Here is a 20648-nt window from a genome sequence, read left to right as displayed (position 1 = left end):
CGTGTGATGCGCGGTGGTTGAATGACACAGCGCTGGCCGCGACCGCGGTTCAACGCCTAGACTTTGCCGATCTTCAGTTCAGGAACCGCCCGTGACTTCAATCTTCTGGTACGACTACGAGACCACCGGCATCAATCCGCGCAACGACCGTCCGCTGCAGGTCGCCGGGATTCGCACCGACCACGACCTCAATGAAATCGACGAACCGGTCAACCTCTACTGCCAGCCCAGCGAAGACATCCTGCCGCACCCGGCGGCGTGCGCCATTACCGGTATCACCCCGAGCTGTCTCGCCGAACAGGGTTTGAGCGAAGCCGACTTCATGACCCGCGTACACGCGCAACTGGCGGCGCCCGGCACTTGCGGTGCGGGTTACAACACCTTGCGTTTCGACGACGAGATGACCCGCTACAGCCTGTACCGCAACTTCTTCGACCCGTATGCCCGCGAATGGCAGGGCGGCAACAGTCGCTGGGACCTGATCGATGTGGTGCGCGCCGCGTATGGGTTGCGCCCGGATGGCCTGGTCTGGCCGACCGACGACGAAGGCAAGGTCACCCTCAAGCTCGAACGCCTGACGGCGGCCAACCACATCGACCATGGGCATGCGCACGAAGCGCTCTCGGACGTGCGCGCCACCATTGCGCTGGCGCGGTTGATCCGCGAGAAACAGCCGAAGTTGTATGACTGGCTGTTTCAACTGCGCAGCAAACAGAAGGTCATGGATCAGATTCGCCTGCTGCAACCGCTGGTGCATATCTCCGGACGCTTCTCGGCGGCGCGGCACTATGTCGGTGTGGTGCTGCCATTGGCCTGGCATCCGCGTAATCGCAATGCGCTGATCGTCTGTGACCTGCACCTTGATCCGCAAGGCTTGCTGGACCTGGACGCCGAAACCCTGCGCCGGCGCCTGTACACCCGCCGCGACGACCTCGCCGAGGGTGAACTGCCGGTGCCGCTGAAACTGATTCACATCAATCGCTGCCCGGTGGTGGCGCCGTTGTCGGTGTTGCGTGCCGACGATCAGCAGCGTCTGGGCCTGGACATGGCGCTGTATCAGGCACGTGCACTGCGGCTAAGTGACGCACAACAAGTTTGGAAAGATAAAGTCGCGGCGATTTACGCCAGCGAAGACTTCACGCCTAGCGAAGATCCGGAACAGCAGTTGTACGATGGATTTATCGGTGATCGCGATCGGCGTCTATGCGAGCAAGTGAGAACGGCGGATCCGGCGCAATTAGCGCAAGAGCACTGGCCGTTCGATGATGAACGTCTGCCGGAATTACTCTTTCGATATCGCGCACGCAACTTTCCCGACACGTTGAATTTCGAGGAGCAAGAACGCTGGAGAATATTCTGTCAGCAGCGTTTGTCCGAGCCGCAAATGGGCGCGCCTAATACCCTGCAATCTTTTGCCGAGGCCGCGCAGCAATGGGCGCTTAGTGCTACGCCGATACAGAATCAAGTGCTCAATGAGTGGCAGAATTATGTCCAGGCATTGCGCAAACGTTTGAATCTTTGAAATCGAACATAGTGTGCCCATGAAATGCCGGGCATAAAAAAACGCCAGCGTATGCTGGCGTTTTTCATGGGCCGCAGAATCAGTCTGCGACAGGCGTTGCGGCTTAGCCCAGCAGGGTAGCCCAGCCTTCAACCACGTCACCGCCCCACTTGGCTTTCCACTCTTTCAGAGTCTTGTGGTTGCCACCTTTGGTTTCGATGACTTCGCCGTTATGCGGGTTTTTGTATTGTTTAACTTTGCGCGCGCGCTTGGTGCCGGTAGTTTTTACTGCGGCGCCACGGGTGCCTTTGGTTTTCGATTCCGGATCCAGCAGGGCGATGATGTCGCGCAGGGACTTGGAGTATTCGCCCATCAGGGTGCGCAGTTTGCCTTCGAATTCCAGCTCGGCTTGCAGTTTGTCGTCTTGCGACAGGTTCTTCAAACGCGCTTGCAGCTCTTTGATTGCTTCTTCGGTGGCGCGATATTCGTTGATCAAGGACATGGTAACTACCTTATGCAGATGTGTTGAATGGCAGGGGACAGTGCCGCAATAATAGTCAGGCTGTTTCATCAAGTAAACATTTAACCGGTTTTTTTATTTGAATTAGTTGCAAGGAATAACCGGTAAATTGAATGGTCATTTAAATAATGTGATGCAGTCATCACGAATATTCACAATTATCTGGCCGAACAGCTTCACTGCAGGACTATGGTTTCGCCGCGCGTGGCGTCAGGCGTCGCTAATCGGGCCTGCCTGCGGACATGTGGTCATCAATACTGCAGTTTCCGCGCACAGTCGCTAGAATGGCCGCCTTTGCGAAGTTCTGGAGTTTTCCCCCCATGCGCACCTTTCGGTTGGTGATTTCCTGCCCTGACCGCGTTGGCATCGTTGCCAAAGTCAGTAACTTTCTGGCATCCCACAACGGCTGGATCACCGAAGCGAGCCACCACTCGGATAATCAGAACGGCTGGTTCTTCATGCGTCACGAGATCCGCGCCGATTCGCTGCCGTTCGGTATTGAAGTGCTGCGCGAGAAGTTTGCGCCGATCGCCGAAGAGTTCTCGATGGACTGGCGCATCACCGACACCGAGCAGAAGAAACGCGTGGTGCTGATGGCCAGCCGCGAATCCCACTGCCTGGCCGACTTGCTGCACCGCTGGCACAGCGACGAGCTCGATTGCGAAATCTCCTGCGTGATTTCCAACCACAATGACCTGCGCAGCATGGTCGAGTGGCACGGCATTCCTTATTACCATGTCCCGGTCAATCCGCAGGACAAGGAGCCGGCGTTCGCCGAAGTCTCGCGTCTGGTCAAACAGCACGATGCCGAAGTGGTGGTGCTGGCGCGCTACATGCAGATCCTGCCGCCGGCCCTGTGCCGCGAATACGCGCACAAGGTGATCAACATTCACCACAGCTTCCTGCCGTCGTTCGTCGGCGCCAAGCCGTACCATCAGGCGTCGCTGCGCGGCGTGAAGCTGATCGGCGCGACTTGCCACTACGTGACCGAAGAGCTGGACGCCGGTCCGATCATCGAGCAGGACGTGGTGCGTGTCAGCCACAGCGACAGCATCGAAGACATGGTGCGTTTCGGCCGTGACGTCGAGAAGATGGTGTTGGCCCGAGGCTTGCGTTATCACCTCGAAGACCGTGTGCTGGTGCACGGCAACAAGACCGTGGTGTTCTGATCGAACCTGCGCGTACTTGAATAAAAAAGGGCCTGGGCGTTCAATCGTCCCAGGCCCTTTTTTCGTTTCAGCCCTTGAGGAACTGCCCGTGAGCGACCCATTGGACAAAGCCACTTCGAAAGCGCCTGCCACTCTGGGGGAGGGCTGTTTGAGCCGCTACGACCCGGATGACCTGAGCCCGGAAGACGGCACCGAGTTTCCCGGCGCCGCCGAGCTGTGGGAGCAGCTCAAGGAGCAGGCGGACGAACCTGAGAAGCCTGCCTGATCTTCAACAGCTTCTTGAGCAGCGGCCGCCCCAGCATCAATAGAAACACCGGGCCGCCCACCACCAGATAGAAATAGAACGTCACCACCCGCCAGATCAGAATCGCTGCCGCCGCAGTGGATTTGCCGACCATCGGCGCCAGCAGCGCCGCCGAGGTCAGCTCTGCGGCGCCCGCTCCACCGGGCAACAGGCTCATTTGGCCAGCCCCCAGCGACAGCATCTGCACCAGAAAACTCCAGGCCCACTGCAGGTCCGCGCCCAGTCCGCGCAGGGCCAGATACAACACGCTGTAGCGTAGCAGCCAGTGCATGCAGGTCAGGGCGAACACCTTGACCAGGGTTTGCCACGGCAACTTGAGGGTGTCGATAAATGCGTCGAGAAAATGCAGCAGCTTGCGCGCCCAGCGCCGACGCGTGGCCGGTTGCACGTTGAGGCGGGCAAGCAGGCGTCCACTCAGAAGGATCAGGCGGCGGTGGTAGCGCGCCAGCAGCACGCAACTGAACAGCCCACCGAACAGCGACACGGCGCTGACCATCAGCAACCACTCCAGGCGGTCACTGAGATGCTGAAACAACGCGTAAATCAGGATGCCGCTCAGGGCGCAGAGAAAGAACAGCAGATCGCTCAACTGATCCATGGCAAACACTGCGCTGCCACGGGCCGGGCGTACGCCGCAGCGCGCCAGCAACGCCATGATCGTCAGCGGTCCGCCACTGCCGCCGGGAGTGGCGCAGTAGGCGAACTCGGCGGCCATGACCACGCCGAGACTTTTCAGCGGCGTGACCCGATCGCGCTGATCACCCAGCAGCAGGCGCAGACGCAGGGTGTTGATGCCCCAGCAGAGCAGAATCATGCCGAACATGATCAGCAGCCATTGCAGGGGGAAATTTTGCAGGCGCGCACCGATCTCGCCGCCGCCGAGCAACACCGGGATCAGTACAGCAGCGAGCAGGCCGATCAACAACACAATGCCGCGACTCATGCAGCGCGCTCCATTCGCTCGCGTTGCTCAGTGAGCCAGTCGATTTTGGTCATGGGCGTGCGTCCTTCTGCCAGCAGCCGTTCAAGGGTTCGTAGCCAGTAATCACGCGCGAAGGCGTGGCGCATGTCTACCGGGTGCAAGCCTAGACGAATCACCGCGGCGTCGCGCCACTGCTGTTCGCGTTGCTCGCTGACGAGTTTTGACAGACCCCGGCGCCAGGCGCTGCGCGCACTCCACACCAGACCCGGGGCGTTGATGGCGGTGAAATCCGGTAATTGATAAAGATGTTGCGGGTCGCTGGTGTAGCTCAATGGTGTTTCGCGAAGGGCCTGGCGCGTGCCCTCGCTCATCAACCAGGCCGGGGCGACGAAGCCGTGCAACGGCCAGCCATTGCGCCGGAACAGTTCGATACCGTCGCGCAGGCGAGCAATTGCAGCTTCACGGGACAGGCGATAAAACTCCCCTTCGTGGGTGTAGATTCGGCGCATGAACCAGTCGCGGGGTGTGGCTGGCGCTGGCTCGCGGTCGTCATGGTAATAGCCGTGCAAGGCCAGTTCATCGCCACGGGCCAGCCGCTCGCCGAGCATTCGGCAAAACGCGGGATGATCCTCAAGCGCATCGTGGCCATGGAAATCCGGAACGACCAGCCAGGTCATCGGCACGCCGCCCATTGCGTCGACCGCCTCGACAAATGGCCGATAATCCGCCCACGTCGACGGTGCCACGTCGTGCAGCACCAGCAGCACTGCGCGGTCATTCAAGGAATCAGCCATTGGCCACCCTTGGCAGCGAGTGACCGAGCACCGCGTGATAGTGACCGAGCAAGCTGTCGACCACACTGTCCCAGGAATAACGCCGTTCAACGTGTTGCCGCGCCTGTTGGCCGAGTTTCACGCAGCCGCGACTGAACAGCTCGCGCACGGCATTGGCCATGGCTTGTGGGTTGTTCGGCGCACAAAGCAAGCCGCAGTCTTCGGTGACGATCTCTTCAAACGCCCCGGCCGCCACGGCGACTACCGGAATCCCGCAGGCCATGGCTTCAAGGATCACCAGACCGAAGGTTTCCTGGTCACCGGCATGGATCAGGGCATCGGCGCTGGCCATCAACCGGGCCACGGTGGCGGCGGGACAGAACCCGTCGATCACGCTGACATTGTCCGGGACCACGGCCGGCATCGACGAGCCAACCAGCAGCAGGTGATAGCGTGGGCCGAGGCGCTGCATGCATTTGAGCAGCACCGGCAGGTTCTTCTCTTTGGAACCGCGCCCGGCAAAGATCAGCAGGCGCGTGTCTTCGGCAATTCCCAGTTCGGCGCGCAGGCCGTTGTCGCGGGCGTCAGGGTGAAAGGTTTGCAGATCCACGCCCAATGGCTGCACGAATACATTGCGCACTCCCAGACCAGTGAGCTTGTCGGCCATCACCTGGCTGGGCGCCAGCACTCGATCGAAGTTGCCATAGAGCTTGGTGACGTACGCCTCGACGTTCGGCGTGACCCAATGGCCCATGCGATTGCCGACCAGTAGCGGCAGGTCCGAGTGATAAAAGCCGATCACCGGTACGTCCAGTTGCCGTCGCGCATCCAGCGCCGCCCACGCGGTGAGGTACGGGTCGCCGACTTCGATCAGATCCGGCTGCAAACCCTGCAGGACATTGCGCCATGGCGCGAGACGCAGCGGGAAGCGATAGCCTTTGCCGAAGGGTAGGGCGGGTGCGGGCACGGTGTAGATACCGTCGTTATCACCGAAATGAGCGCCGGGAATCAGCAGGCTATGACGAATGCCCGTTTTGCCCCCCAACCGACGATGCTTGGCATCCAGATAGGTGCGTACGCCGCCGCTGGCCGGGGCGTAGAACATGGTGATGTCGGCGATATGCACAGTGATCAACCCTCCGCTGCGTTGCACTCCCTTGGTTGACCTTTATCCAGAATAGATGTTCGGTCGGGAATACGCGGTAGAGCTGAAACGGCCCTCACCCTAACCCTCTCCCTGAGGGAGAGGGGACTGACCGTGGTGTTTTGGCTTGATACATCGACCTGAAAGTCGGAGTCGAACTCAGGTCTTGAAAAGCTTGAAGATCGGCTCCCTTTCCCCTCGCCCCTTGGGGGGAGAGGGTTGGGGTGAGGGGGGAGGCTTTTGATCTTAGATGCGGAAGCTACCGACCAGCTGCTTCAGGCGCGAAGCCTGCTGCTCCAGATCCGAACAGGCGCGCAACGTCGCCTGCAGGTTCTCGACGCCTTCCTGGTTCAGCGTATTGATCTCGGTGATGTCGACGTTGATCGACTCGACCACTGCGGTCTGTTCCTCGGTCGCGGTCGCTACCGACTGGTTCATCCCGTCGATTTCGCCGATACGCTGGGTCACGCTGTTGAGGCGTTCGCCAGCGAGGTTGGCGATTTCCACGCTGTCCTGGCTGTGGCGCTGGCTGTCGCTCATGGTGCTCACCGATTCACGGGCGCCGACTTGCAGCTCCTCGATCATGGTTTGTACCTGCTGCGCCGATTCCTGAGTGCGGTGCGCCAGGTTGCGCACTTCGTCGGCGACCACGGCAAAACCGCGTCCGGCCTCACCGGCACGCGCCGCTTCGATGGCGGCATTGAGCGCCAGCAGATTGGTCTGCTGGGAGATGCTGGTGATCACTTCGAGGATCTGCCCGATGTTCACGGTTTTGCTGTTCAGCGACTCGATGTTGCTGCTGGAGGCGCTGAGCATGCTCGACAGTTGATTCATCGCCTTGATGCTGCGATCCACCACTTGCTGGCCGTCTTCGGCGAGGCCGCGGGCGTCACTGGCCTGGTTCGAGGCTTGCGCGGCGTTGCGGGCGATTTCCTGGGCGGCGGCGCCCAGTTGATTGATCGCGGCGGCGACGCTGCTGGTGCGCGAGGCCTGCTGGTCGGAGTTGTACATCGACGAGTTGGACGCCGCGACCACGCGCAGCGCAACCTCGTTGACCTGGCCGGTGGCCGACGACACTTCGCGGATCGAGCCGTGAATACGCTCAACGAAACGGTTGAATGCGGTACCCAGCACGCCAAACTCATCGTTATTGACGATGGTCAGGCGCTTGGTCAGGTCGCCCTCACCGTCGGCGATGTCTTCCATGGCGCGGGTCATGACGTGCAGCGGCTGGATCAGCAGGCGAATCAGCATGCCCAGCAACGCGATGATGATCACCACCGCAATCACCGTGGCAATCACCGCCGAGGTGCGGAACTCACTGAGCATCGAGAAGGCTTTGTCCTTGTCCACCGACAGCCCGATGTACCAGTTGACTGACGGCAGGCCTTTGATCGGCGCGAAGCTGACGATGCGGGTCTTGCCATCGACGGTGATTTCACTGAAGTCGCTGCTGATGCGCGGGGTGTCCTGCGGATAGGCTTCTTTCAGTGATTTCATCACCAGTGCCTTGTCCGGATGCACGAGGATCTTGCCGTCAGCGCTGACCAGGAAGGCGTAGCCCATGCCGGAGAAGTCCCGGGCGGTGAGGGTGTCGACCAGGGTTTGCAGGCTCAGGTCACCGCCGACCACGCCGACGCTCTGACCGGCCTTTTTCGAGGCGGTGGCGATGGAGATGATCAACTGCCCGGTGGCGGCGTCGATGTACGGTTCGGTCAGGGTCGACGCGCTGCTGCTCTCGGCCCCTTTATACCAAGGGCGCACCCGAGGATCGAAACCGTCCGGCATCTTCACGTCCGGACGGATGGTGAAGTGACCGGTGGCATCGCCCAGGTAAGTGGCCATGAACGTCGAGGTCAGGGATTTCTGTTCCAGCAGGCTGGCGACGTTGGCCGGGTCCGGATTGATGGCAATATTCTGGGCGGCGTTCTCGACCAGCAGAATGCGCCCGTTGAGCCAGGTCTGGATGTTATCGGCGGTGACTTCGCCCATCTCGTTGAGATAGTTGTTCAGGTCATCGCGGATCGCGTTGCGTTGCAGCCAGTCGTTGTACAGCGTGAACGAGGCGAAAGCGGCGATGACGATGAGGGCGGCGGCAAGCAAAATTTTATGGCTGAAGCGCAGGTTTTTGTTCATGGCTTGGGGTTCCGCTAAGGTCTTAATGTCCTGGGCGTGCTTTTATAAAGACGCGCAATATGGGCAAGGGTGAAACAAACTGATATTTCCGACTCTCCTTAGGGAAATGTCCGACCGACTTTTCAGTCAGGTTCTCGCCCTTATCTATCGGCCACAGCGGATTAAAGATTAACCATAGGTGACAAAATGCCTGACACATCGCAACTCGTTATCGGCGCCGATCTGGCGGGGCAACCGATTGCTCAGGCCATGCGCCTGGCTAACCGCCACGGGCTGATCGCCGGAGCGACCGGGACCGGCAAGACCGTGACTTTGCAACGCCTTGCCGAAGCGTTCAGTGATGCCGGCGTGGCGGTGTTCGCCGCCGACATCAAGGGCGACCTGTGCGGCCTGGGCGCCGCCGGCAATCCGCAGGGCAAGGTCGCCGAGCGCATCGCCGGGATGCCCTGGCTCGACCACAAGCCGCAGGCTTATCCGGTGACGCTGTGGGACATTCACGGTGAATCCGGTCATCCGTTGCGCACCACGTTGAGTGAAATGGGCCCGTTGCTGATCGGCAGCCTGCTGGAACTGACCGACAGCCAGCAGTCGGCGCTGTACGCGGCGTTTAAAGTGGCCGATCGCGAAGGCCTGTTGCTGCTGGATCTGAAAGACCTCAAGGCGCTGCTCAATCACCTCAAGGATAACCCGCAGTTGCTCGGCGAAGACGCCGCGCTGATGACCACCGGTTCCAGCCAGGCACTGTTGCGCCGGCTGGCGACCCTGGAGCAGCAAGGCGCTGAAGCCCTGTTCGGCGAACCGGCGCTGCAACTCGAAGACATTCTGCAACCGGCCGCCGATGGTCGTGGGCGGATTCATTTGCTCGATGCCAGTCGTCTGGTACATGAGGCGCCAAAAGTCTACGCGACGTTCCTGCTGTGGCTGCTGGCCGAGCTGTTCGAGCAATTGCCGGAGCGCGGCGATGCCGACAAACCGCTGCTGGCGCTGTTCTTCGATGAAGCGCATTTGTTGTTCGGCGATACGCCCAAGGCGTTGCAGGAACGTCTGGAACAGGTGGTGCGGCTGATTCGCTCGAAAGGCGTGGGTGTGTATTTCGTCACCCAGTCGCCGGGCGACCTGCCGGATGACGTGCTCGCGCAACTTGGCCTGCGGATTCAGCACGGCTTGCGTGCGTTCACTGCCAAGGAACAGAAATCCCTGCGAGCGGTAGCCGATGGCTTCCGGCCGAATCCGGCGTTCGACACCTTGTCGGTACTGACCGAGCTGGGCATCGGTGAAGCACTGGTCGGGACGCTGCAGGAAAAAGGCACGCCGGAGATGGTCCAGCGGGTGCTGGTGGCGCCGCCACAGTCGCGGATCGGGCCGTTGAGCGAAACCGAACGCACGATGCTGATCGCCGGGTCGCCGTTCAAGGGCCGATATGACAAACCGATCGATCGTGAGTCGGCATATGAAATCCTGATGGGCCGCAAGGATCTGGCGCCGGAGGCGGATGCGCCAGCGGGTAAGCCGGCAGCCGAAGAGCCGAGCCTGGCTGATCGTGCCGGAGAGTTTCTGGGCACGGCGGCGGGGCAGGCGTTGAAGTCAGCCATGCGTCAGGCGGCCAACAATCTGGGTAAACAACTGGTGCGCGGCTTGATGGGGTCGTTGCTCGGTGGCAGCAAACGGCGTTGATCCAAACTGTGGGAGCGGGCTTGCTCGCGAAAGCGGTCTGCCAGTCAACAATAATGTTGACTGAAAGGACGCCTTCGCGAGCAAGCCCGCTCTCACATCGGATAAGTGTCAGTTTTTTGAATTGATATCAGGTTTTGTCTTTGCGTGCGCCGCCAGACGCTCAAGTGCCGCACGCAAAGCAGGATCGCTGATCCCGTCGGCCGTGGACTGAATGGTTGCCGCGGCATTACTCGACAGGTCCATCGTGTGCCCGACAGCCCCAGGCTGGACGATCGGTGGTCGCACACTGAATTTGATTCGCGTCAGGTTGGCGAACTCTTCGAACAGCTGCAATTGCCGTTGCAGGCGTTTTTGCTGGTAGCGCAGGCGTGTCGCCCAATGGCCGTCGGTGACCACCAGCGACAGTTCGCCTTCACGCCACTTGGCCACATGACAATGTGCGCGGGCGGCAGGTTGCAGCTGGCTTTCAAGCAGGCGTTGCAGATGAGCGAGGCGTTGGGCATGGCCAAGAATGGCTTTGAGCGGCTTGGCTTCGCGTAGCAGAACGGCGGGCGCTCTGGCTGTAAGGGGGCGAAATGCCATGATCGAACACCTGAAGTAACAGAGGCGCCATGTTAGCAGAAAGCAACGGAACCACTCGCCCATTGCTTTTGTCCCTGCTTTACCCATTAAATCAACAACTAACTTCTTGCCTTGATGGGTTGAAGTTGAGCAAAACGCCCTTATTTTAAGTGAGCCCCGTCAAAGCGCAGTGCCAGCATCGTGGAATATCGCCACTTTCCTCACCACCGTTTCCGGGTAGAATGCTCGTTCGCATGCGGCCATGAGGGCTGCACGGGCGACTCACGGGGCCGCCCTCCATCCCTTTAGTGTGGAAGATCCTGCCGATATGTTTGCGCCTTTGTTAAAGAAACTTTTTGGAAGCAAGAACGAGCGTGAAGTCAAACGCATGCTCAAGACGGTGCAGCTCGTCAATGCCTTCGAAGAGCAAATGGTGGCCCTTTCGGACGATCAATTGCGCGCCAAGACCAATGAGTTCAAGGCCCGTATCGCCAAAGGGGAATCCCTCGACAAGCTGTTGCCTGAAGCCTTCGCGGTCGCCCGTGAAGCAGGCAAGCGCGTCATGGGCATGCGCCACTTCGACGTCCAGTTGATCGGCGGCATGACCTTGCATGAAGGCATGATTGCCGAAATGCGTACCGGTGAGGGTAAAACCCTCGTGGCAACCCTGGGCGTTTACCTCAACGCGCTGTCCGGCAAGGGCGTGCACGTTGTAACCGTGAACGACTACCTGGCCCGTCGTGACGCCAACTGGATGCGCCCGCTGTATGAATTCCTCGGCCTGACCGTCGGCGTCGTGACGCCGTTCCAGCCGCCGGAAGAGAAGCGCGCCGCCTACGCTGCCGACATCACCTACGGTACCAACAACGAATTCGGGTTCGACTACCTGCGCGACAACATGGCGTTCAGCATGGAAGAGAAATTCCAGCGCGAACTCAATTTTGCCGTGATCGACGAAGTCGACTCCATCCTCATCGACGAAGCCCGTACCCCGCTGATCATTTCCGGTCAGGCCGAGGACAGTTCCAAGCTGTACATGGAGATCAACAAACTGATCCCGCAGCTGGAACTGCACGTCGAAGAAGTCGAAGGCCAGGTCACCAAGGCCGGTCACTACACCATCGACGAGAAGACCCGTCAGGTCGAACTCAACGAAGCCGGTCACCAGTACATCGAAGAAATGCTCACCGGCGTCGGCCTGCTGGCTGAAGGCGAGAGCCTGTACTCGGCGCATAACCTGGGCCTGCTGACCCACGTCTATTCGGGTCTGCGTGCGCACAAGCTGTTCCACCGCAACGTCGAATACATCGTGCAGGACGGTCAGGTCGTACTGGTCGACGAACACACCGGTCGTACCATGCCGGGTCGTCGTCTGTCCGAAGGCCTGCACCAGGCCATCGAAGCCAAGGAAGGTCTGAACATTCAGGCGGAGAGCCAGACCCTGGCCTCGACCACGTTCCAGAACTACTTCCGTCTGTACACCAAGCTGTCCGGCATGACCGGTACCGCCGACACCGAAGCGTTCGAATTCCACCAGATCTACGGCCTGCAGGTCATGGTGATTCCGCCGAACAAGCCGTTGGCGCGTAAAGATTTCAACGACCTGGTGTTCCTGACCGCCGAAGAGAAATACGCGGCGATCATCAACGACATCAAGGAAGGCATGGCCCAGGGCCGTCCGATCCTGGTGGGCACCGCGACCATCGAAACTTCCGAGCATGTGTCCAACCTGCTCAACAAGGAAGGCATCGAACACAAGGTGCTGAACGCCAAATTCCACGAAAAAGAAGCCGAGATCATCGCGCAAGCCGGTCGTCCGGGCGCCCTGACCATCGCCACCAACATGGCCGGTCGTGGTACCGACATCCTGTTGGGCGGTAACTGGGAAGTGGAAGTCGCGGCGCTGGAAAACCCGAGCCCCGAGCAGATCGCCCAGATCAAGGCCGACTGGCAGAAGCGTCACCAGCAAGTGCTGGAGTCCGGCGGTCTGCAGGTGATCGCCTCCGAGCGTCACGAATCCCGTCGTATCGACAACCAGCTGCGTGGCCGTGCCGGCCGTCAGGGCGATGCCGGTTCCAGCCGCTTCTACCTGTCGCTGGAAGACAGCCTGATGCGCATCTTCGCCTCTGACCGGGTGAAGAACTTCATGAAAGCCCTGGGCATGCAGCCGGGCGAAGCGATCGAGCACCGCATGGTGACCAACGCGATCGAGAAGGCGCAGCGCAAGGTGGAAGGTCGCAACTTCGACATCCGTAAACAACTGCTCGAGTTCGACGACGTCAACAACGAACAGCGTAAAGTGATCTATCACATGCGTAACACGTTGCTGGCCGCCGACAACATCGGTGAAACCATCGCCGATTTCCGTCAGGACGTGCTCAACGCCACCGTCAGCGCGCACATTCCACCGCAATCGCTGCCAGAGCAGTGGGACGTGGCCGGTCTGGAAGCGTCGATTGCCAGCGACTTCGGGGTGAAACTGCCGATCCAGCAATGGCTCGACGAAGACGATCACCTGTACGAAGAGACCCTGCGCGAGAAGCTGATGGTCGAGCTGATGGCAGCGTACAACGAGAAAGAAGATCAGGCCGGTGCCGAAGCACTGCGCTCGTTCGAGAAACAAATCGTTCTGCGCGTGCTCGACGATCTGTGGAAAGACCACCTGTCGACCATGGATCACCTGCGTCACGGCATCCACCTGCGTGGCTACGCCCAGAAGAACCCGAAGCAGGAATACAAGCGCGAGTCGTTCACGCTGTTCTCCGAGCTGCTGGATTCGATCAAGCGCGACTCGATCCGTGTGCTGTCGCACGTTCAGGTGCGCCGCGAAGATCCGGAAGCCGAAGAGCAACGCCTGCGTGAGGAAGCCGAAGCACTGGCCGCGCGCATGCAGTTCGAACACGCCGAGGCCCCTGGTCTGGAGCAGCCGGAAGTATTGGGTGAAGAGGTCGATGTCGCCCTCGCCACCGCGCCGGTGCGCAACGAGCAGAAGCTGGGTCGCAACGAACTGTGCTACTGCGGTTCGGGCAAGAAATTCAAGCATTGCCACGGGCAGATCCAGTAACCCCCGTTTCAATCGCTGAAATACCCGCGCCGCGACCGGCTCCTGCCGTCGCGGCGTTTTGCCATTTACACCACCGCCATCCCTGTGAGCGGTGCTGACATCATTGAGTAAGGAGCGCATTCATGGCTGTTGGTCTTGGTCCTTTGCCAACGTTGCACCCGGTTGCCGGTTTTGAACTCGGTATTGCCTCGGCCGGCATCAAGCGCCCCGGGCGCAAGGATGTGGTAGTGATGCGCTGCGCCGAAGGTTCGACCGTGGCCGGTGTGTTCACGTTGAACGCCTTTTGCGCCGCGCCGGTGATCCTGGCGAAAAAACGCGTGCACAACGACGTGCGTTACCTGCTGACCAACACCGGTAACGCCAACGCCGGCACCGGTGAGCCGGGCCTGGCGGCTGCCGAGCGCACCACGGCCAAATTGGCCGAGCTGACCGGTGTCGATGCCAGCCAGATCCTGCCGTATTCCACCGGCGTGATCGGTGAACCGCTGCCGGTTGAGAAGATCGAAGGCGCGCTGCAAGCGGCGCTGGACGATCTGTCGGAAAACAACTGGGAAGCCGCCGCCACCGGCATCATGACCACCGACACCCTGCCCAAGGGTGCCAGCCGCCAGTTCGAGCATGATGGCGTGACCATTACCGTCACCGGCATCAGCAAAGGTGCAGGCATGATTCGCCCGAACATGGCGACCATGCTCGGCTACATCGCCACCGATGCCAAAGTTTCCCGCGACGTACTGCACAACCTGATGCTCGACGGCGCGAACAAGTCGTTCAACCGCATCACCATCGACGGCGACACTTCGACCAACGACTGCTGCATGCTGATTGCCACCGGCAAGGCTGCACTGCCGGAAATCACTCGCGCCGAAGGCGAGCTGTTCAACAAACTGAAACAGGCTGTGTTCGAAGTGTGCATGGATGTGGCCCAGGCCATCGTGCGTGACGGCGAAGGCGCGACCAAGTTCGTCACCGTTGAAGTCAACGGCGGCGGCAATCATCAGGAATGCCTCGACGTCGGTTACACCGTGGCCCACTCGCCACTGATCAAGACCGCGCTGTTTGCTTCCGACCCGAACTGGGGCCGTATTCTGGCCGCTGTCGGCCGTGCCGGCGTGCCGAATCTGGATGTGAGCAAGATCGACGTGTTCCTTGGCGACGTGTGCATCGCCAGCCGTGGCGCGCGCGCAGCGACCTACACTGAGGCACAGGGTTCGGCGGTGATGCAGCGGGAAGAGATCACCATCCGTATCGAACTGGGTCGCGGCGACTGCAGCGAAACCATCTGGACCACCGACCTGTCGCATGAGTACGTGAAGATCAACGCCGAATACCGCACCTGATCCAAAGGGTGAGGGTGGGCTGCCGGCCTCTTCGCGGGCAAGCCCGCTCCCACAGGGTTCTGTGGTGTACACGAGATTTGTGCACGACCGAAACTACTGTGGGAGCGGGCTTGCCCGCGAAAGCGTCGGCCCAGTCACCAAAAGTCTTGAAGCTTTCCACTGACGAAAAGGCGCCACACCATGTCCCTGCACCTGATCATCGGCGACAAACTGCTTTCCTCCTGGTCCCTGCGCGCCGCTCTGGCGCTGGAGCTGACCGGCGCTCCCTACAGCGAAGAACTGATCAAGCTCGGCAAGCCCGACACCCGCGAGAAGCTGCTCAAGCATTCGCCGACCGCCAAGGTGCCGCTGCTGCTAACTTCTCGCGGCACCATCGCCGACTCTCTGGCGATCGCCGAATACCTGGCCGAGCAGTTCCCGTCCGAACAGCTCTGGCCAACCGACCTGTTCGCCCGTGCCCAGGCGCGATCCGCCTGCGCGCAGATGCACAGTGGCTTTTTCGCCATGCGCAATCACATGCCGTTCAACCTGAGCCACGACGCACCGCTCAACCCGGTGCCGCCAGAGGTGAAGGTCGATATCGAACGCATGCTCGCGCTGTGGGCTGAATGCCGCGCTGCCGCCACGGAGCCTGGGCAGTATCTGTTTGGCCGGGTGAGCCTGGCTGACGCGTTCTTCGCCCCGATTGCCGTGCGCCTGCGGACTTACCAGGTGCAGTTGCCGGCGGTTGATGAAGCCTATGTTGAAACCGTCTACCAATGGCCCGCCTTCAAGGCGTGGCAAAAGGCTGGACTGGAGGAGTTGAATCCGTGAAACGTGTACACGTCGCGGCTGCCGTCATTCGTGACGACAGCGGCAAAATCCTCATCGCCCGTCGTGCCGACACCCAGCATCAGGGCGGCTTGTGGGAATTTCCCGGCGGCAAGGTCGAGGCTGACGAATCGGTCGAAAGCGCACTGGCTCGCGAGCTGCAGGAAGAGCTGGGTATTGTCGTTGGCGCCGCTCGTCCACTGATCAAGGTGCGCCACGATTACCCGGACAAGCAGGTACTGCTGGATGTCTGGGAAGTGTCTCAGTTCACCGGTGAGCCGCACGGTGCCGAAGGTCAGCCACTGGCCTGGGTGACCGCCAAGGATCTGCTGAACTACGAATTCCCGGCGGCCAATCAGCCGATCGTGGCCGCGGCGCGTCTGCCCGGCGAATACCTGATCACCCCGGACGATCTGGAAGCCCCGGCCTTGCTGCGCGGCATTCAGAAGGCGATTGCCGGCGGGATCAAACTGATCCAGTTGCGCGCGCCGAACGGCTATGACCCCAAATACCGCGATCTGGCGGTGGATGCAGCCGGTCTGTGTGCCGGCAAGGCGCAGTTGATGATCAAGGGGCCGTTCGAATGGCTCGGCGATTTCCCGTCTGCCGGCTGGCATATCACTGCCGCGCAACTTCGCAAATACGCCGCAGCAGGGCGGCCGCTGCCAGCTGAGCGCTGGTTGGCGGCGTCCTGCCATAACGCTGAAGAACTGGCGTTGGCCGAGCAGATGGGCGTGGATTTCGTCACCTTGTCGCCGGTTCAACCAACCTTGACCCATCCGGATGCGCAGCCGTTGGGCTGGGAGCAGGCTGCGGCGTTGATCGAGGGCTTTGGCAAGCCAGTGTTCTTGCTCGGCGGGGTTGGCCCGGCGGAGCGCGAGAAGGCCTGGGGTGTTGGCGCTCAGGGTGTGGCGGGGATTCGGGCGTTCTGGCCGGATTCTTGATTGCGTATTGATATAGCTGGCCCCTTCGCGAGCAAGCTCGCTCCCACAGGTTCTATATCGTTCACATACCTGTGGGAGCGAGCTTGCTCGCGAAGGCGTCCGTACAGGCGCTAGATATCTGAAGGTTTTGCCGCCGGCTGCCACAAAATCTCCGCAATCCCCTGCCGCCGCGCAATCAACCTTGCGGCGACGAACAACAGATCCGACAACCGATTGATATACGCCAAACCAACCCCGGCCAATGGCTCAATTGCATTCAAATGCTGACAACGGCGCTCGGCACTCCGCGCCAGACTGCGGCACACATGGGCCTGGGCGATCAGCATCGACCCACCGGGCAGAATGAAATTCTCCAGAGGCCCCAATTCCTCGTTCCACACATCGATCGCCGCTTCCAGGCGCTCGATTTCTGCCGTGTTCAGCGCCTGATATTCCGGCATCGCCAGCTCTCCGCCGAGGTCAAACAGACGATGCTGGCAAGGCGCGAGCACGTCGATCAGCTCATTCAGCCCCGGGAACGCCTCGCGCTCGGCGATCAGCCCGGCCAGCAGCACGCCGACCTGACTGTTCAGCGTATCGACTTCGCCAATCGCTTCGATCCGCGGGTGATCCTTGGGGACGCGGCGGCCATCGCCCAGGCCGGTTTCGCCGGTGTCGCCGGTGCGGGTGTAGATCTTCGACAAGCGAAAGCCCATGGGTTACCTCGGTAGTTGATTGGTTTCGGCGGCGATGGCCGCCGGTTGGGTCAGTGGCAGGCGCAAGGTGAAGCAGGTGCCCTGGCCCGGCGCCGATTGCACTTCCATCTGGCCTTTGTGGTTGTTGGTGATGATGAAGTACGACACCGACAGCCCCAGCCCTGTGCCCTGGCCGATTTCCTTGGTGGTGAAGAACGGCTCGAAGGTGCGTTTGCGCACGTTTTCGCTCATGCCGATGCCGTTGTCCTCGACCTGAATCTCGGCCCATGGCGGATTGAGTTTGGTGCGCAGGATGATCCGCCCCGGCTCGCTGTCGTCTTCGCGCTGATGAATGGCTTGTGCAGCGTTTTTCAGCAGGTTGAGCAACACTTGTTCCAGTTCGTTGGCAGTGCCCGGCACCGGGCCGAGCGCCGGGTCGAACTGGCGGATGATCGCCTGGCCCTTGAAGTCGAAACCGATCGCCAGATCGAAGTCGTTGCCGGCAATTTCCACCGCTTGATCGATCAGTGCGGGCAGATCGCACGGGGCCATTTGCCGGGTGCTGCGGCGGCTGAAACTGAGCATGTGCGTGACGATTTTTGCCGCGCGGGCGCCGGCCTGCTGGATGCCGTCGAGCAATTTCGGTACTTCGCGGCTTTGCAGGTAACGGTTGACCGTGTCCAGTTCGATGCCGAGTTGTTCAGCGGTTTCGAGGTTCTTCGGCAGATCCGCCGACAGCCGCCGGCGAATGTTCTGCACGTTGTGCAGGATCGCGCCGAGCGGGTTGTTGATCTCATGGGCCATGCCGGCGGCGAGGCCACCGACCGAAAGCATTTTTTCCGACTGCACCATCATTTCTTCTAGCGACAGGCGCTGGGTGATGTCGTCGATACGGATCACCACACCGCGCCCGGCGCCGCCCATCAGCGGATAAAAGGTCAGGGCGTAGTGCTTGGGTTCGTCATCCTTGAACCAGGTCACCCGTTCGATCTTCGCCACGGTGTGCTCTTCCACGGTCTGCTTGAGTTGCGGCAGAAACGGCTTGAGCGGTTCGAAGGCGAGGAAGATCGGCTGGTTCAGCGCTTCATCCAGGCGCGTGCCGGAGAGGGCGCTGGCTTCCTGGTTCCACTGGGTCACGTAGAGCTGCTCGTCGAGGGCGATCAGCGCCGAGGGCATGGAGTCGATGATGCTGTTGAGGTAGTTCTGGAAGCCGGTGAGCTTCTTCTCGATCTTGCTCCGAACCTGGACTTCCAGCTCCAGTTTTCGGTTGGTGTGGCGGGTTTCTTCGGCCAGGCCCTGGGCCTGATCGTAGGCGGCCTGCGAGTCATCGCGGGCGCGCTTGAGCTGCTGTTCGCGAGCCTCGATGCGCGAGAGCATGGTGTTGAACGCCTCGGCGAGGCTGCCGATTTCATCGTGGTTACCGCGTGAGGCGCGCAGGGCGTAGTTTTCTTCGCGAGTGACCTGACGCGAGAGCTCTTCCAGCTCATGGATCGGGCGGGTGATCAGGCGTTTGATCTGCCGGGCAATCACCAGCCACAGCAGCACACTGAAAATCAGGATACCGAGACTTGCGGTCAGGGTGCCGGTGTAGAACGCCATCGGCAGTTCACTGCTGGCGACCAGCAGCAGATGCCCAGGCGCGGTGCCGGGGCGGGGCAGGGTGATCAACTGATTGCTGCGAAACTCGGTGAGCTGCCAGGCTTCGACGTGTCGATAGCGTTCCGGCAGATTGAGCTTGTCGCCACGCTGCACCTGGGCGATGCGGTCACCCTTGCCGTCATACAACGCGGCGGCGCGCAGTGGCGAATAGCTGTCGAGTTCCTTGAGCAGGCGTTCGGCGCTCTGGGGCGACTCGAGGGCTTGTGCGACCAGGCTCGGGTTGGAGATCAGCCGGCCGATGGTCTGCAAAGCTTGCGGCGCCATGCTTTCCTGGGAGATGTAATAGGCGGCGCTGATAAAGGTCAGGTTGGCGACCAGCAGGACGGTGGTCAGCAACACCAGCAGGGCGGCCAGCAGTTTCTGGCCGACCGGCAGGTTTTCAAGGCGCTGGCGCAATGGCATCAGGTTTATCGCAGCAAAGGAACAAGTGGCCAGCGTAGCCGCTGCTCAGTCGCTGGGCAATCCAAGGCTGTGCAGATGAGCGATCAGACGCTGCTGCAATTGAGTGAGGTGCGGCAGGTTGAGTTGATGACGGCTGGCGACTTTGCAGGCGTGGCCCAACAGATAGCTGATTTCGGTGCGGCGCTGGTTCGCCACGTCCTGATACATCGACGAGTAGTTGGCTGCGGTGGCGTGGATCACCCGCTCGACTTCCTGTTGCAGATTGACCGCGGCTGCCGGTTGACCGCAACGCTCCAGCAATTCGGCAAGTTCCGCACACAGCGTGGCGACTTCGCATTGATGCTGCTCCAGCCCGCCGTTACGGCAATCATGGAGCACGGTCAGCGGATTGATCGCGCAATTGAGCGCCAGTTTGCGCCACAGCCGGGTGAGGATGTCGGTGCTCCACTCGTGGGGGATTTTCGCCGCCTCAAGATCGTCCAGCCAGATTGGCGCTACCGGATGGCTGGCATCGCCCAGCCAGGTGAAACCGTGGCCGGCAAACACCACGCGCCAGTCGCCGTCGCGGAACGCGCCTTCGGTGCTGGAGGCGCTGATGCAGCGTGCCTGCGGTACCTGCGCTGCGACAGCGTCCTGACTGCCGAGGCCGTTCTGCAGCAGGATCAGCTCGGCATCTGCGCTCAGGCGCGGGGCGAGGCGGGCGACGGCGCTTTCGGCGTCATAGGCTTTGCAGGCGACCAGCAGGCGGCGGATCGGCTCCGGGTCGTCCGCCGTTTGCGCAGGGACGGCATAGGTCGTGGCTGCGCCGTGTTCGACCAGCGTCAGGCCGCCGGCCACCTGATAGCTGCGCAAGCGCTCGGCATCCCGCACGATCAGCCGCACCGGCAGCCCGGCCCGCGCCAGACGGGTGGCCCACAGGGTGCCGAGGCTACCGGCGCCGAGAACGTGCCAGGGGGTAGACATCAGTTTTTCACTCGGTAAGGTACTGGCATGCAAGGCTCGCCGTATCGGTGGGAAAAGACCCGTTATAATGAGCCGGATTTTAACCGCA

17 protein-coding genes are annotated in these 20648 nt (G+C 61.0%); 8 read left to right on the top strand and 9 right to left on the bottom strand.

Going from position 1 to position 20648, the window contains the following annotated elements; all coding sequences use genetic code 11:
• Window positions 1–91 precede the first annotated feature (91 nt).
• Entirely contained in the window at window positions 92–1522 is a 1431-nt protein-coding gene (gene sbcB / locus M0808_RS13190; RefSeq protein WP_247841370.1) for an exodeoxyribonuclease I, read from the top strand.
• Between the two features lie 103 nt (window positions 1523–1625).
• Here sbcB and mvaT read toward each other — a convergent pair whose 3' ends face one another.
• On the bottom strand, window positions 1626–2003 hold the full coding sequence (gene mvaT / locus M0808_RS13185) for a histone-like nucleoid-structuring protein MvaT (RefSeq protein ID WP_003227581.1): 378 nt from the start codon (window positions 2001–2003) through the stop codon (window positions 1626–1628).
• A gap of 338 nt (window positions 2004–2341) precedes the next feature.
• Here mvaT and purU point away from each other — a divergent pair, with 338 nt between their 5' ends.
• On the top strand, window positions 2342–3190 hold the full coding sequence (gene purU, locus M0808_RS13180) for a formyltetrahydrofolate deformylase (RefSeq protein WP_003227580.1): 849 nt from the start codon (window positions 2342–2344) through the stop codon (window positions 3188–3190).
• An 88-nt stretch (window positions 3191–3278) separates the two neighbouring features.
• Window positions 3279–3455, top strand: coding sequence for a hypothetical protein (locus M0808_RS13175; protein ID WP_167797083.1), 177 nt, complete (start codon window positions 3279–3281; stop codon window positions 3453–3455).
• On the opposite strand, the gene M0808_RS13170 is transcribed toward M0808_RS13175, so the two are convergent.
• From M0808_RS13170 to M0808_RS13155, 4 genes are all read right to left on the bottom strand, one after another.
• Entirely contained in the window at window positions 3418–4437 is a 1020-nt protein-coding gene (locus M0808_RS13170) for a lysylphosphatidylglycerol synthase transmembrane domain-containing protein (protein ID WP_134787191.1), read from the bottom strand. The genes M0808_RS13175 and M0808_RS13170 overlap by 38 nt on opposite strands.
• The gene (locus M0808_RS13165; protein WP_247841368.1) at window positions 4434–5210 is read right to left on the bottom strand and encodes a DUF2334 domain-containing protein; all 777 of its coding nucleotides are present in this window, start codon (window positions 5208–5210) and stop codon (window positions 4434–4436) included. The genes M0808_RS13170 and M0808_RS13165 overlap by 4 nt, the downstream gene beginning before the upstream one ends.
• Window positions 5203–6294, bottom strand: coding sequence for a glycosyltransferase family 1 protein (locus M0808_RS13160; RefSeq protein WP_247841509.1), 1092 nt, complete (start codon window positions 6292–6294; stop codon window positions 5203–5205). The genes M0808_RS13165 and M0808_RS13160 overlap by 8 nt, the downstream gene beginning before the upstream one ends.
• A 285-nt stretch (window positions 6295–6579) precedes the next feature.
• Entirely contained in the window at window positions 6580–8469 is a 1890-nt protein-coding gene (locus M0808_RS13155) for a methyl-accepting chemotaxis protein (RefSeq protein WP_027612519.1), read from the bottom strand.
• 186 nt (window positions 8470–8655) lie between these two features.
• Between M0808_RS13155 and M0808_RS13150 the strand changes: the two genes are divergently transcribed.
• Window positions 8656–10143 carry a helicase HerA-like domain-containing protein gene (locus tag M0808_RS13150; RefSeq protein WP_096795099.1) on the top strand — a complete coding sequence of 496 codons (1488 nt, stop codon included), beginning with the start codon at window positions 8656–8658 and terminating at the stop codon, window positions 10141–10143.
• A gap of 108 nt (window positions 10144–10251) precedes the next feature.
• Here the strand turns inward: M0808_RS13150 and M0808_RS13145 are convergent, their stop codons facing one another.
• Entirely contained in the window at window positions 10252–10725 is a 474-nt protein-coding gene (locus tag M0808_RS13145) for a DciA family protein (RefSeq protein WP_247841366.1), read from the bottom strand.
• A 307-nt stretch (window positions 10726–11032) separates the two neighbouring features.
• On the opposite strand from M0808_RS13145, the gene secA reads away from it, so the two are divergent.
• From secA to M0808_RS13125, 4 genes are all read left to right on the top strand, one after another.
• Window positions 11033–13768 (top strand): preprotein translocase subunit SecA, encoded by a 2736-nt coding sequence (gene secA / locus M0808_RS13140; protein WP_027612522.1) that lies wholly within the window; start codon window positions 11033–11035, stop codon window positions 13766–13768.
• A gap of 122 nt (window positions 13769–13890) precedes the next feature.
• Complete coding sequence (gene argJ, locus M0808_RS13135; RefSeq protein WP_247841364.1) at window positions 13891–15108, top strand: bifunctional glutamate N-acetyltransferase/amino-acid acetyltransferase ArgJ; 1218 nt, start codon at window positions 13891–13893, stop codon at window positions 15106–15108.
• A gap of 180 nt (window positions 15109–15288) precedes the next feature.
• The gene (locus M0808_RS13130; protein ID WP_247841362.1) at window positions 15289–15921 is read left to right on the top strand and encodes a glutathione S-transferase family protein; all 633 of its coding nucleotides are present in this window, start codon (window positions 15289–15291) and stop codon (window positions 15919–15921) included.
• On the top strand, window positions 15918–16862 hold the full coding sequence (locus M0808_RS13125; RefSeq protein WP_247841360.1) for a Nudix family hydrolase: 945 nt from the start codon (window positions 15918–15920) through the stop codon (window positions 16860–16862). The genes M0808_RS13130 and M0808_RS13125 overlap by 4 nt, the downstream gene beginning before the upstream one ends.
• A 110-nt stretch (window positions 16863–16972) precedes the next feature.
• On the opposite strand, the gene M0808_RS13120 is transcribed toward M0808_RS13125, so the two are convergent.
• Genes M0808_RS13120 through M0808_RS13110 form a run of 3 tightly spaced genes read right to left on the bottom strand, consistent with a single transcriptional unit; the run spans window position 16973 to window position 20560 of the window.
• Window positions 16973–17557 (bottom strand): cob(I)yrinic acid a,c-diamide adenosyltransferase, encoded by a 585-nt coding sequence (locus tag M0808_RS13120; RefSeq protein ID WP_027612526.1) that lies wholly within the window; start codon window positions 17555–17557, stop codon window positions 16973–16975.
• 3 nt (window positions 17558–17560) lie between these two features.
• Entirely contained in the window at window positions 17561–19597 is a 2037-nt protein-coding gene (locus M0808_RS13115; protein ID WP_007962086.1) for a HAMP domain-containing sensor histidine kinase, read from the bottom strand.
• A 45-nt stretch (window positions 19598–19642) separates the two neighbouring features.
• Window positions 19643–20560: a putative 2-dehydropantoate 2-reductase gene (locus M0808_RS13110; RefSeq protein ID WP_247841358.1), complete on the bottom strand. Its 918-nt coding sequence runs from the start codon at window positions 20558–20560 to the stop codon at window positions 19643–19645.
• Window positions 20561–20648: the final 88 nt, after the last annotated feature.

This window comes from Pseudomonas sp. MWU12-3103b (assembly GCF_023100615.1).
GTDB classification, from domain to species: Bacteria; Pseudomonadota; Gammaproteobacteria; order Pseudomonadales; family Pseudomonadaceae; genus Aquipseudomonas; species Aquipseudomonas putida_A.
This window is presented reverse-complemented; position numbering and strand designations above follow the sequence as displayed.

Excerpts from the sequence above, each read along its gene's own strand:
- mvaT (WP_003227581.1), bottom strand. The coding sequence starts at position 2,003 with ATGTCCTTGATCAACGAATATCGCGCCACCGAAGAAGCAATCAAAGAG.
- purU (WP_003227580.1), top strand. The coding sequence starts at position 2,342 with ATGCGCACCTTTCGGTTGGTGATTTCCTGCCCTGACCGCGTTGGCATC.
- M0808_RS13170 (WP_134787191.1), bottom strand. The coding sequence starts at position 4,437 with ATGAGTCGCGGCATTGTGTTGTTGATCGGCCTGCTCGCTGCTGTACTG.
- M0808_RS13165 (WP_247841368.1), bottom strand. The coding sequence starts at position 5,210 with ATGGCTGATTCCTTGAATGACCGCGCAGTGCTGCTGGTGCTGCACGAC.
- M0808_RS13160 (WP_247841509.1), bottom strand. The coding sequence starts at position 6,294 with ATGTTCTACGCCCCGGCCAGCGGCGGCGTACGCACCTATCTGGATGCC.
- M0808_RS13155 (WP_027612519.1), bottom strand. The coding sequence starts at position 8,469 with ATGAACAAAAACCTGCGCTTCAGCCATAAAATTTTGCTTGCCGCCGCC.
- M0808_RS13150 (WP_096795099.1), top strand. The coding sequence starts at position 8,656 with ATGCCTGACACATCGCAACTCGTTATCGGCGCCGATCTGGCGGGGCAA.
- M0808_RS13145 (WP_247841366.1), bottom strand. The coding sequence starts at position 10,725 with ATGGCATTTCGCCCCCTTACAGCCAGAGCGCCCGCCGTTCTGCTACGC.
- secA (WP_027612522.1), top strand. The coding sequence starts at position 11,033 with ATGTTTGCGCCTTTGTTAAAGAAACTTTTTGGAAGCAAGAACGAGCGT.
- argJ (WP_247841364.1), top strand. The coding sequence starts at position 13,891 with ATGGCTGTTGGTCTTGGTCCTTTGCCAACGTTGCACCCGGTTGCCGGT.
- M0808_RS13130 (WP_247841362.1), top strand. The coding sequence starts at position 15,289 with ATGTCCCTGCACCTGATCATCGGCGACAAACTGCTTTCCTCCTGGTCC.
- M0808_RS13120 (WP_027612526.1), bottom strand. The coding sequence starts at position 17,557 with ATGGGCTTTCGCTTGTCGAAGATCTACACCCGCACCGGCGACACCGGC.
- M0808_RS13115 (WP_007962086.1), bottom strand. The coding sequence starts at position 19,597 with ATGCCATTGCGCCAGCGCCTTGAAAACCTGCCGGTCGGCCAGAAACTG.
- M0808_RS13110 (WP_247841358.1), bottom strand. The coding sequence starts at position 20,560 with ATGTCTACCCCCTGGCACGTTCTCGGCGCCGGTAGCCTCGGCACCCTG.